General features: G+C 31.9%; 9 protein-coding genes. 2 read left to right on the top strand and 7 right to left on the bottom strand.

What is annotated here, in order from left to right:
• Nucleotides 1-17 precede the first annotated feature (17 nt).
• The 7 genes from LQ682_RS12560 to LQ682_RS12530 all read right to left on the bottom strand — a co-directional run bounded on the left by LQ682_RS12560 (nucleotide 18) and on the right by LQ682_RS12530 (nucleotide 7,500).
• Nucleotides 18-1,523, bottom strand: coding sequence for a phytoene desaturase family protein (locus tag LQ682_RS12560; RefSeq protein ID WP_239724494.1), 1,506 nt, complete (start codon nucleotides 1,521-1,523; stop codon nucleotides 18-20).
• Nucleotides 1,520-2,395: a phytoene/squalene synthase family protein gene (locus LQ682_RS12555; RefSeq protein ID WP_239724493.1), complete on the bottom strand. Its 876-nt coding sequence runs from the start codon at nucleotides 2,393-2,395 to the stop codon at nucleotides 1,520-1,522. The genes LQ682_RS12560 and LQ682_RS12555 overlap by 4 nt, the downstream gene beginning before the upstream one ends.
• Nucleotides 2,392-3,063 carry a hypothetical protein gene (locus tag LQ682_RS12550; protein WP_239724492.1) on the bottom strand — a complete coding sequence of 224 codons (672 nt, stop codon included), beginning with the start codon at nucleotides 3,061-3,063 and terminating at the stop codon, nucleotides 2,392-2,394. Before LQ682_RS12550 ends, LQ682_RS12555 begins: the two co-directional genes overlap by 4 nt.
• The gene (locus LQ682_RS12545; RefSeq protein ID WP_239724491.1) at nucleotides 3,056-3,532 is read right to left on the bottom strand and encodes a glycosyltransferase family 2 protein; all 477 of its coding nucleotides are present in this window, start codon (nucleotides 3,530-3,532) and stop codon (nucleotides 3,056-3,058) included. Before LQ682_RS12545 ends, LQ682_RS12550 begins: the two co-directional genes overlap by 8 nt.
• Complete coding sequence (locus tag LQ682_RS12540; RefSeq protein ID WP_239724477.1) at nucleotides 3,533-5,026, bottom strand: phytoene desaturase family protein; 1,494 nt, start codon at nucleotides 5,024-5,026, stop codon at nucleotides 3,533-3,535.
• A complete protein-coding gene (locus LQ682_RS12535; protein ID WP_194200314.1) occupies nucleotides 5,019-5,507 on the bottom strand; it encodes a glycosyl-4,4'-diaponeurosporenoate acyltransferase CrtO family protein in 489 nt (162 codons plus the stop codon). The genes LQ682_RS12540 and LQ682_RS12535 overlap by 8 nt, the downstream gene beginning before the upstream one ends.
• A 313-nt stretch (nucleotides 5,508-5,820) precedes the next feature.
• Nucleotides 5,821-7,500 (bottom strand): thiamine pyrophosphate-binding protein, encoded by a 1,680-nt coding sequence (locus tag LQ682_RS12530; RefSeq protein WP_239724475.1) that lies wholly within the window; start codon nucleotides 7,498-7,500, stop codon nucleotides 5,821-5,823.
• Between the two features lie 268 nt (nucleotides 7,501-7,768).
• Between LQ682_RS12530 and LQ682_RS12525 the strand changes: the two genes are divergently transcribed.
• Both LQ682_RS12525 and LQ682_RS12520 read left to right on the top strand, forming a co-directional pair.
• Nucleotides 7,769-9,235, top strand: a complete 1,467-nt coding sequence (locus LQ682_RS12525) for an aldehyde dehydrogenase family protein (protein WP_239724473.1) — start codon at nucleotides 7,769-7,771, stop codon at nucleotides 9,233-9,235.
• Between the two features lie 280 nt (nucleotides 9,236-9,515).
• On the top strand, nucleotides 9,516-12,620 hold the full coding sequence (locus LQ682_RS12520) for a YhgE/Pip domain-containing protein (protein ID WP_239724465.1): 3,105 nt from the start codon (nucleotides 9,516-9,518) through the stop codon (nucleotides 12,618-12,620).
• The last annotated feature ends 131 nt before the right edge of the window (nucleotides 12,621-12,751 follow it).

The raw sequence follows: 12,751 nt of genomic DNA, 5'->3' as shown, positions 1-12,751 counted from the left end.
TTACGCTATTTCATTGCCTATTTCCCATCTTTCATATCTTTCAGCATTTCTTCAGTTGTAATTTTTGCGCTTGTAAGTACGATTGGTACGCCAGCGCCTGGGTGTACGCTTGCGCCTGCGAAGTATAAGTTAGCATATTCTCTACTTACATTGGGTGGTCTATAATAATTACTTTGTGCCAATGTTGGCATTAAACCGAATGCTGATCCGAATTTAGCATTGTATTTATCTTTGAAATCTTCTGGCGTAAATATCATTTCTGTCACTATATGTTCTTCTATGCTGTTTAATGATTTTACAGTTGATAACTTTTTATAAATGATATTTTTCACTTGTTCGATGGATTTCTCATCTGACCAATCGACTTTCCCCGTTTTTAATTCTGAAACAGGCATTAATACATATACACCTGTTTTTCCTTCTGGTGCTAATGTTTCATCTTCTACGCTAGGAGCATATACGTAAATGAATGGATCTTCTGATAGTTCCCCTTCGAAAATCTCTTCAATGTTATTGCTAAAATCTTCTGAGAAAACAATATTATGTATCAAAAGTTCATCTGTTAAGTCTTTGTCTAAACCTAAATACATTAAAAATGCTGAACAGGAATATTCCATATTATTAATTTTTTCAGTAGTATATTTTTTAGGCTGGTTTTCTTTTTTTATTAATTCTGATTTAGCATAAGGAAAATCTGCCGTGCATAATATTTTGTCATATTTTTCAATTTTACCATTTATTTTTAGACCTTCCGCACGCTTAAACCTTTGATCAATTATGATTTCATCAACGCTTGAATTCGTATAAATTTGAGTGCCTAATTCTCGATTTAACTGTTCAAGTGCATTTACAAAACTATACATGCCACCTTTGATAAAGTGAACTCCAAACATAAGCTCAATCATAGGTATAATTGAATATAAAGAGGGGCTACGTTTTGGATCTATACCAATATACAACGTTTGAAATGCTAATAACTTTTGAATTTTTTCATTATCTACATATTTTGCAATAAGCTTATCAGCAGTATCGAGTGTTTTTAATTTCGAGCCTTGGTACAAAGTAAATGGATTATAGAAATCTGTTGGCTTTCTAAAAGCACGCTCCAAAAAGTATTTTCGAGCAATTTCGTATCTTTTGTATATGTCAGTTAGAAAAGACATGAAGCCATGTGTGGAACCAGGTTCAATACCTTCTAACATGTCTTTTAGTTGAGCTAAATCCGTCGGAACTCTTACTTTATCATCCTCACTAAAATAGACATCATAAATGTAAGGTAACTGTTTAATTTCTAAGTATTCATCCATGTCTCTATTTGCGTAACTGAATACATCACGATATATTTCAGGCATCATGACAATAGTTGGACCCATATCAAACGTAAATCCATCTTGTTTGATTTGGTTCATTCTACCACCAACTTGCTCTCCTTTTTCATATAGATCAACTTGATGTCCGTTTGCAGATAACCTTGCTGCAGCAGCCAAGCCTGAAACGCCTCCACCTACAATTCCAATCTTCATGGTGTTCCCCTCCTTTTATATTTTGACATAATTTCATTATATATTGATATCTTTCTCACTTTATTTACATAAACTTTTGTATGCAAAGTGTAATTCGATTTTCTTACTTCTTCTAAAATTTCAAAATAAGCACGAGCAGCCAATTCAATAATATATTGGACATCTTCATCAAAATCTTTAATTCTATTCAAAGCTTTTTCATACAGTAGACGTGCTTCATAAGCATAACTCTCCCATAGATTGATATAGGATTTTGTAACACCATGTTGATAAATGTCTGATAGTTTTATTTCATATTGATTTAACTTCTCTTCACTTATATAAACTCGATTTTCTTTAAAATCTTCCCCAACATCTCTTAATATATTAGTGATTTGCATTGCTTTACCTAAATCAATACCAGCTTCTCTTGCTGATGAATAATTACTATGATTTTTCGAAGCTAATATAGGTATCAATAGTTCTCCAACTGTACCCGCAACACCGTAGCAATAATTAAAGAACTGTTCTTCCGTCTTAATTTGACGTAATTCTAAATCATTTTTAACATATTGGATTAATGTTAAGAGAGGTTGATGTGGTATAGCATAATGTTTCAGTGTGTCTTTAAATGCTCTCATAATAGCAACATTACTTTCAAAATCTTTAGATTCATCGTTATAAATATCATCTAAATCGGATTCTATTTTTAATAACTGGTTTAAGTCTTGATCTCTATCAATACTATCGTCTATGATGCGACAAACCGCATAAACAGTCCAAACTGCTCTTTTTTTATCTATTTTTAAAAAATCAAAAGCATAAGAAAAAGTTTTTGAGTGGGTCTTCATAATGTTATGACAATAATTATAGTCTTTATCTAACTGTTTCATTCCTTCTCACCCCTAGATTCCAATTTAGCATTCAAATCTATTTTTCTATCTTTCCATTTAACTGTTTTAAACACATGTATATCCATCCATGATTTTGCGTGAATGATGACAAAGCATAATGAAAAAACAGGATGTAATAGTGATATTACTTTATTAAAATTCCCTACTCTTTTAATTAAAATTAGAAATTGTAACGCGTAACTTCCATACATTATTAACGATATTATCAGAGCTTTCATACTTTTCTTTAACCCAAATATTATGAGTAAGACAGATGTAATTGATCCAAATAACCAACTCATCGTCATAAACATCACACTTCGTTTCGTGATAGATGAACCTGAAGCAAAATGTTTAGACCATCCATTGACTAAGCTTGATAATCCTTCTGGATACATTCTAAAGTTAACGATATTTGCTCCTTCATATATTTCCACAGGTAAGCCTAACTTGTCATAAGCTTTGCTAATTGCAAAACCTTCTATAATAGCTCCTTGTACGTTGAGATGGCCTTCAGTTGTTAAATAATCTTGTTTATTTGTAAATACAACTGGTCCAAAAGCTCCTATATTTTTATTGTTGTGATGCTTATATGAAAATGCGTTCATACCGACTAATGTAAATAAATTAAAGATAGCTGATAAATTTTCATATTTATTCTTAATCATATGGTATAATAGATAATAGGCCTTTACATGACTGCTTCTCATATTGTCCGTATATACGTGACAAACTTTCTTTTGCTGTCAATTCAATGTCAGCATCTATAAAAAGTAAAAATGAATGACTAGCTTGTAATGCTCCTTGCCAACATGCATTAGATTTACCTTTATATTTAGAGTGCCCGCTCACTTTTATTACCTTGGCACCACATGCTTCAGCGACTCCAAGAGTATCATCAGTAGAGTCATCATCAACGACTATTACTTCAGTCTTTGTATTGTTTGCATTGATAGATTTTAATAACTTCGGAAGATTAGATTGTTCATTTCGAGCAGGTATAATAATACTAATTGGCGGTGTTTCTGCTGTCATTTGGTTAACATCAATCAATCTTCTGTAAAGGAACATCAACTTGCCGCTAATCATCGACCAAATAACAATCATTAATGAAATAAAATAGTTTATTCCGATCATTTAATCACTGCTTTCTTTCTTTTGAATCAGCATATCTGCAACTTGCATTCCACTTAAAGTAACCATTGGCATACCTGCTCCAGGGTTAACTGTTCCACCAACAAAGTATAAATTATTAACGTATTTACTATGTTTAGGAAATTTAAAACCTTTATTTTTCTTACGATCAGATACTACTCCGTATATAGCCCCTTTATGCGAACCGTACGTTGAAGCAATTCTATTGGGCGTCCAGATATCTTCATATACGATATGTTTCCTTAAATCTGTTAAACCCATATTTTCTAACTTATCCAGAATTAACTCATAGAATGCTTTGTATTGTGCTTCAGTAAAAGGTTTATCTTGTATATAAGGTATATGCGGTAAAATTTTTATATTTTCGTACCCATTAGTTGCTTGAGTAGCGTCCGTTTTATTAGGATTTACAACATAAATCGTTGGATCTTGAGGTAATTGATATTTATGAAAAACTTCGTCATAGTTCCTTTTAGAATTCGATGAAAAGAAAAAGTTATGATGCTTTAATTGAGGATACAGTTTATTCACGCCTAAATGGATAACATAACCTGAGCTAGCAGGTTCGTACTTTTTTTCTAATTTATCTATTTTGTTTTGTTCGAAATTTAATAATTTTTGATATAAAGGCAATACTTCCATATTTGAAATAAAGTAATCAGCATAAATTGTTGGACCGTTTTCTAAAGTGATAGATTCAATATCTTTAGAATCATTCAAATGCATATCAATCACTTTCTCTCCTAAATGAATATTCACGCCTGATTCTTCTGCAAGTTGTTTCATCGCATCTACTAATTTGTGAATACCACCTTCTACGTACCATAAGCCTTCTTCAAACTGCATTTGAGGTAAAAGTGTTAAAACTGCTGGGGCATCATAGGAAGAAGACCCAACATATTTAATGAAATAACCAAGAATTTCTCTTAAATATTCATTAGTAATCCTCTTGTTAATGGCTTGTTGCATCGTATGAAAATAATCGAATTTCTTTAAAGCTTCAAAAGGACCATGATATTTAACAATAGAAGTTAAACTATCTAAACCCTCATTAAAGTAGCCTTTTTCTGCAATATCATGAATGCTTTTCGCATAATTCATAAAATTGTTGAGTTCTTTTGCATCTTTTTCATTTACCATTTCATTATTTTTTAAAATATCTTCTATTTGATCATAAAAATCTAAAACCGTGCCATCTGAAAAGAAATTTCTAATTTGTAAATCAAGCTTTTTAATAGTGACATAATCTTCTAAATTACGGTTACTATAATTAAAAAGTCGCTTAAATATTTTAGGCATCGTTAAAATAGAAGGCCCTAAATCAAATCCAAAGTCTTCAACATCTAAGCGATTTACTTTCCCACCAATATGATTATTTTGTTCATATAAATCTACTGTATAGCCTTCTTGAGCCATTCTAATGGCAGCAGAAATACCACCTAAGCCACCTCCAATGACAACTATATTTTTATTCATTGTGTTTCCCTTTTCTTTCAACGAACTTTTTATAATAAAACCTTTCTAATTTCGGCCTATTATAACGTTGGACAATGATAATAGGTACATTAGAAACAATTGCGTATACAATATTTATAAATTTAACTTTTCTAGATGATTTCAAGAATACTAAAGCTGGCAACATAGATAACAGATGTATAAATTCAGCCCTTCTCGTTTCTAAAATAAAATCATTGATGTACTGTTCAGATTCTAATTCTTCTATAGTCTTTTTACTTTTAATTGCGTGATTCATTTTGTGTCCATCTGGAAGTAATTTCTTCCAAGATTTCACTTTAAATAACTTTTCCCATAGCCTTCCTTCTGATTCTATTGGCCATGATTTAAATAAAAAATGATATTTTTCAAAGTAACGTTTATCTATTAAAGTACCCAATGTAGAAATAATCATTTGTACAACAAACCAGTACACAGAAATGGATAGTATTAGCCTTTTCATTATTTATTCTCCTAATGAGTTTTATATTAATTTAAAATTCGTTTGTGATTAAAAAAAGCGAGTCAGGACTTTAATCCCTCTAACTCGCTTTCATGGTGAATAACTTGGCAAGAGCTCTAATCTCTTGTTTAAATAGTCCCCTATATATACTTATGTAAACTATTATTAAATAAAATTATTATTTAAAATATAACTTAAAAAATAATTTGAAAAACATTGGTTATAAATAGAAAATATTTTAAATATTTATATAAAATAAAAACATCAAACCGTTACTTTTAACTAACAGCTTGATGTTTTTAACTCTTGTATTTTAGAACTTTTCTTGTGGACGGAAGCTTTCTATATAAGCTTCATCTTCTGAATAAGAAACATTTGTAGGTCCAACTTTATCCATATCAACAATAATAAAAGCAGGTTTATTAAGTTGTAGTGCGTACTCGAAAGTTTTATGGAATTCGTCTATATTTTCAACTACTTCTGCATGTATACCTACAGACTCACTTAGCATTTTAAAGTCTGGTGTATGAAGATCCACACCTTCGTTATAATCATAAGCTGCACTTTGTAAATAACGTAAAATACCGTAGCCACCATCTTTAAATAGCAAAGTGATAACTGGTAAATCTTGTTCAGCAAGTGTAGCTAATTCTCCAGCATTGACCATAAATCCTCCGTCACCAGCCATATTAACTACGCGACGTTGTTTTGTGCCCATTTGTGCACCGATAGCTAATGGCAAACCTTGTCCAATACCACCGCCTACTGTATAAACTGATGTGCGAGGTTTCGTAAATTGAATTAAATGATTGCCCCACCAGTATGCTGGCACGGTGACATCTCTTACGACAACATCATCATCTGCAAGCAATTGATTCATACTTTCAGCAATTTGGTTGTAAGGTGAAACATCATCGCTTAATGCTTTATACATCTGAGCTTTAATATTAGCAATTTGTTTAACATAACTTTCATCAATTTGTACATGCTTTGATTTAAGTGCATGATTTAATGATTCTAAAACTGTGTTTGCATCCCCAATGATTGATTTAGATGCAATATAGTTCTTATTGATGTGTTCTGGGTTTGAATTAATATCAATATGTGTTTGCGGTAATTCGAGCTTCCAATTCAGCGTATCTTCACCACGCAAATGCGTTCCTATTGTAATTAAAACATCTGATTCTTTCAATAATTTCGTAACTTCAGGATGTACTGAATTATTTGCTAAACATAGATCTGAAGTTTCTGGATATGCACCTTTACCTGATTCGCTCGTAATCACTGCAGCCTGCAATTTATTTACAAGGTGTTGTAAAGCGTCTGTCGCACCTGCTTTAATTACACCGCCACCTACCCAAATGAATGGTTTTTTCGCATTTACAATCATTTCTATAACTTCTTCAGGTATAACAATATCTTGTTGTTCAACTTGAGTAGTTGTTTCTATTACTTCAAGCTTCGGCAGTTTCACATGTTGTAAATTCGTAGGAATAATTGCTGTAATTGGTCCCGTTGGGGTATTTTGTGCTTCTTTTATAGCATGAGACATAAAGTCATGAATTTGATATGGTGAATCTAATTGATAAGCAGCTTTACTTGCAGCTTCCATCATGCCTAACTCATCTTTACATTCATGAATGTAACGCTTATGTTTACCGATATAGTTTGAATCAATCTCACCCGTAATATGTAAAAGCGGTGTTTCTGCATTCCAAGATTCTGTTAAAGATCCCGCACCATTTCCAGCACCTGCACCAGTACTTGTTAGCACTACACCCATTTTTCCACTCGTACGTGCATAACCATCTGCCATATTTACAGCACCACTTTCACCACGCGCTGTAACAAGCTTGATGCGCCCATCTTGGGCAATCGCATTATAAATCGGCATATTATGTATACTGACAATCCCAAAAATTGTATCGACATCTGCCTCTATTAATTTATCTACTATGACATTTGCAACTGTATAATCAATTTTATTATTCATATTAATAACCCCTTTTATAAAATAATTAATAAAATCTAAAAGCTAGTAATCGAACTGACTATATTATGGTAACACTGTTTATTATTAATTCAACTTTCCATACTTTTATTTTTGTAGCATTATACAAATAATATTTTTAAAATGTATTATATCAACTCATTTCACATATATATCAGTATTTTGAACTTATATGTGATTTTGTGCAATTTGCTAAAAAAACTAATTTTATCTAGTATTATAGTGAACAACATTTTGGGAGGTTGCAAATATGGGACGATTACAAATGTATATAGATGGAAATTGGCGAGATGGTTTAAAAACTAGAGAAATTATAAATCCAGCGACAAGTGAAGTACTTGCGCAAGTTGCAGAAGGGAAACGTCAAGATGCTAAAGATGGGATTAAAGCTGCAAGGCAAGCGTTTGATTCTTCAAATTGGTCGGAGTTAGATGTGGAGATACGCGCAAATTATTTAGAAAAAATTGCCGATCAAATTGAAGCGCATGAAGATGAACTTGCTAAAATAGAAACTTTAAATAATGGAAAAACTTTAGCAGAATCCCGTTATGATGTCCAAGATTCAGCAAGTTGCTTTAGATATTATAGTGAATTAATTCAGAATGAAACACAGGAACAAACAATTGATAATGACGAAACAGAAAGCTTCATTGTTCACGAACCTGTTGGAGTAGTGAGTTTAATTGTGCCTTGGAACTTCCCTCTTTTAATGGCTGTTTGGAAAATCGCACCTGCACTCGCAGCAGGTAATACGATTGTCGTAAAGCCAGCAGAAAGCACACCAATGACATTACATCGTTTATTTGAAATATTTGAATCGGTTAGTCTACCGGACGGTGTTGCAAACTTGATTATGGGCGATGGCGTAATTATAGGAGATGAAATGACATCTAATGATGATGTGGATATGATTTCATTTACTGGAAGCACAAAGACTGGCCAACATATTATGAGAAACGCTACAACTACACTTAAAAATGTATCTTTAGAACTTGGTGGTAAATCACCTAATATCATATTTGAAGATACAAATATTGATGCAGCGGTAGATATAGCGCTATACGGTATTTATATGGGTGCTGGACAAGTATGTACATCAGGTTCACGTATTTTATTACATGAAAATATTTATGATGTATTCGTAGAAAAGTTTACTGAGCGCGCAAGCAAAATTAAGGTAGGACCAGGTATGGATGAAAATTCAGAAATGGGTGCAATTACTAATAAAGTTCAATATGAAAAGATATTAAATTATATTAATATCGGACAAAATGAAGGTGCCAAACTATTATGTGGAGGTTATCCATTAACAGAAGATGAACATCAAAATGGATACTTCATCGCTCCTACAGCATTTGGTGATACTACACCAGAAATGCGTATAGTCCAAGAAGAAATTTTCGGACCGGTCGCTGTATTCCAAAAATTCAAAACTGAAGCTGAAGCAATACAACTTGCCAATAATACAAAATACGGATTAGCAGGCGCTGTGTTCACAGACGATCAAGAGCGCGCCCTTCGTGTTATTCGTAAAGTAAAAGCAGGTATCACGTGGGTTAATGATTACCATACTGCTTTCAATGAAAATCCTTGGGGTGGCTATAAACATTCTGGTATAGGCCGAGGGTTAGGTACTTACGGTTTAGAATCTTTCCAAGAAGTAAAACAAATCAATATTAGTAAGCAATTAAATAAAATAAATTGGTTTAGCGAGTAATTAATAAAATACAATTTCAAATAGCCTCTTTCAAAGTAGACATTAAAACTTCATTCTTTGAAAGGGGCTTTTTCTATTGAAAATCGCAAATATAAAATAGAAAGATATTCTATTTTAATATATTGATATACCTATTAATATCACTTTTAGAGCTATATGAGACCAGATAAATATAGTGATATAGTAAAATTATTATTGAATTGATTTTGAACATGGGTTATGATAACGGTATTGATTATTATAGTACATGGCGTGTACTAATAGATAAGGAGTTGTGCTTTTGAAAAAACCATTTGAAATTTTTATAGAAGACATTAAAAATATAAGACGTGTGCCGTTTGTAATTATATTATTATTAGGGCTTTCAATTTTGCCATCATTCTATGCTTGGTTTAATTTAAGTTCTACATGGGACCCTTACAACAATACTGAAGGTATTAAAATTGCGGTCGTAAACGAGGATAAAGGTGCCAAAGTTGAAGGGAAAGATATTAACGTAGGTGACCAATTAGTTAAACAGTTAAAGAAAAACGATAAGTTCGGATGGGAATTTGTAAATCGTAAAAAGGCTGACAATGGTGTCGAAAAAGGTGATTATTATGCCTCTATATATTTACATAAGACTTTTTCTGAAGAAGTCACAAGTATATATAATAAAAAACCAAAGAAAGCAGTCATCGATTACAAAGTAAACGAGAAATTAAATGCTATTGCACCTAAAATGACAAACGCTGGTGCATCTTCAATTGTAGATTCTTTAAATAAAGAATTTGGCGAGAATGCTACGCAAGCATTATTAAAAGAAGCGAATCAAGTCGGTTTAGACATTGAAAATGAATTACCTACTATGAGTAAAATTAAAAATGCTGTATTTACCGCTGAAGATAATCTTCCTAAAATAGAAGAATTTAAAGAAAAGGTAATAGAAATTGACGAACATCAAGATGACATAACGCATTATAAAGATGAATTCGAAGCGCTTGGTAATTACAAAGGCGATATTAATGAAGGTGTAGACAAGATTAATGAAGTAAACAGTAAAATGGGTGAGATTAACCAAGCTGCTAAATTAATTACTGCGCTTAATGCTAAAATGCCTGAAATTGAAAGTGCATTAGCAAAAGCTAATAAAGTACAAGAGCAATTTCCCAAAATAAATAAAGGTCTTCCTCAAGGTATTGAAGCATCTGAAAAAGCATTAACGGCTATCAATAAAGCAGAACAATACTTGCCTGAATTAAATAATAAATTGGATAAGTATGAAGCAGATGCTAAAAAAGCTCAGGAAAAAACTGAAAAAGCTAACGAAAAATTGAAATCAGAAGAAGAAAAAGATAATAAAGATAACAAAGAACAATCAGATCCAAATAAAGAAGAACCTAAAGATAATCAAAATAAAGAGCAACAAGATAGTAATAAAGAAAACCAAGATAATAACAAAGAAGAAAATAAAACTGAAGAACAACCTAAAGAGCAATCAGAAGAACAAAGCGAAGAAGATAATAACACTGATCAAAGTGCTGAGGAACAAGAAAATAATAAAGAAAAATCAGACGCTTCAAAAGAAGAAACAGAATCAACTGAAGAGAATGAAAATGGAAATGATATCGTAACAACTCAACAAGCTTACGATGAAGATGGAGAAAACGCTAATAAAGAAGACAATCCAGACAACAATCAATCTTCTAAAGAAGTATTAAATGATCAAGAATTAAAAGAAATGAAATCAGCACTTAGCGAATCATTAACAGCGCTAGCAGACTACAGCAATGAACAAGCAACAATGAATAAAAAAGATTTAGAAAGTATGCAGTCAATCAATCAAAGTATATTGATGAGTCAAGACAGCAAACAACTTGCAGATACTGTGAAAAATAATCAATCACGATTAAAACAAGGTGTAGAATTTAATAATTCAATGATTGATATTTTAAATGAACTTAAGAAATCTGAAGGTATTGATACTTCAAAAGCAATTTCACAATTTGAATCAGCTAACAAAGATTTACAAAGTGTAATTAATGGCCAAAGCAACCTTATTAACGCTTTAAATGACGGTAAATCTGGAAAAGAAGAAGTATTGGCATTAGATAAATTAATAGATTCTAATTTACTATCTTTAGATAATTTAATGAAATATACGAGCAGTGATTTTAAAACTACCTTAATGGAAGGCGTCAATCAAATTGATCAAGCGTTAAATAAAGGTATCGACGATATCTCTACTATCAGAAGTTCAATGAACATGATAGAAAATGTCATTCAAACTGGAAAAAGCTCATTACAAAATGGGCACGATTTATTAGTAAGCATTAATAATGAATTACCAGAACTTGAAAGAAAGTTTAATAACATTAATGAAGTTGCACAGACAAACTTCCCTAAATTTAAAGAACAAGTAGGTAAAGGTGCTTATTACGTTGAAAATGAACTGCCAAACGTTCAATCAGAAGTAGAAAATTTAGCACAGTTTTCAAATAATGATTTACCAGCAATGATTGATAAATACGATCGCGCTGTTCAATTAGTAGATGACAACTTGCCAGAAGCACAAAAAGAAATTCATGACTTAGCAGAATTTGCACGAAATGATTTACCAGGTATTGAAAAAGATATTAAGAAAGCTGCGAACAAAGTTAGAGAAATAGATGAAGATGATACTGTTCATGAACTTATAAAATTATTGAAAAATGATTTGAAGAAACAAGCAGATATTATCGCACATCCAATAGAATTAAAAGAAGAATCGTTATTTAGTGTTCCTAACTACGGAACAGCTAGTACACCTTTCTATACATCTTTAGCTATTTGGGTAGGTGCTTTACTATTATCTAACTTATTAACGACAGATATTAAAAATCCAGAAATTAAGAATAAGTATTCATTAAGACAAACATTCGTTGGAAAGAGCTTTATATTCATAATTATAGGTGTTATGCAATCAATCATCGTGTCACTAGGAGATATGTTTATCTTAGGCGCTGCTATTGATAATAGACTATTATTTATATTACTATCTGTACTCGTTTCGATAGTATTTATCAGCATAGTATATACATTAGTATCTCTATTCGGTAACGTTGGTAAAGCTTTAGCAATCGTTATAATGGTATTACAAATTGCAGGTGGCGGTGGAACATTCCCTATACAAGTTACACCAAAATTCTTCCAGGCAATACACCCATTCTTACCATTTACTTATGCTGTAGATGCATTAAGAGAAGCGGTTGGTGGTGTGGTACCAGAAATTTTAATTTATAATATAATATTCCTAGTATTATTTGGAGTCGTTATATTCACAATAGGATTTATCGTTAAACCGATACTGGATCCATGGAAAAACAAAACAAGTAAACGCGCTGAAGATAGTTATTTAATGGAATAACTTCATGTAGCAAAATTAGTCGCCCAATCCGTAGAAATTAACTACTGGATTGGGCGATTTTATTTATAATATTAATCTTGAAAGTGCATGCTTGCCTAGGGGTATCATTCGAGCCTGTAGTCTCTCACTCA

The sequence above is a fragment of the Mammaliicoccus sp. A-M4 genome (assembly GCF_022386955.1).
GTDB lineage: Bacteria > Bacillota > Bacilli > Staphylococcales > Staphylococcaceae > Mammaliicoccus > Mammaliicoccus lentus.
This window is presented reverse-complemented; position numbering and strand designations above follow the sequence as displayed.

Bases quoted from the DNA above. Each gene is read 5' to 3' on its own strand.
- LQ682_RS12535 (WP_194200314.1), bottom strand. From the start codon at position 5,507: ATGAAAAGGCTAATACTATCCATTTCTGTGTACTGGTTTGTTGTACAA.
- LQ682_RS12560 (WP_239724494.1), bottom strand. From the start codon at position 1,523: ATGAAGATTGGAATTGTAGGTGGAGGCGTTTCAGGCTTGGCTGCTGCA.
- LQ682_RS12555 (WP_239724493.1), bottom strand. From the start codon at position 2,395: ATGAAACAGTTAGATAAAGACTATAATTATTGTCATAACATTATGAAG.
- LQ682_RS12550 (WP_239724492.1), bottom strand. From the start codon at position 3,063: ATGATTAAGAATAAATATGAAAATTTATCAGCTATCTTTAATTTATTT.
- LQ682_RS12540 (WP_239724477.1), bottom strand. From the start codon at position 5,026: ATGAATAAAAATATAGTTGTCATTGGAGGTGGCTTAGGTGGTATTTCT.
- LQ682_RS12545 (WP_239724491.1), bottom strand. From the start codon at position 3,532: ATGATCGGAATAAACTATTTTATTTCATTAATGATTGTTATTTGGTCG.
- LQ682_RS12525 (WP_239724473.1), top strand. From the start codon at position 7,769: ATGGGACGATTACAAATGTATATAGATGGAAATTGGCGAGATGGTTTA.
- LQ682_RS12530 (WP_239724475.1), bottom strand. From the start codon at position 7,500: ATGAATAATAAAATTGATTATACAGTTGCAAATGTCATAGTAGATAAA.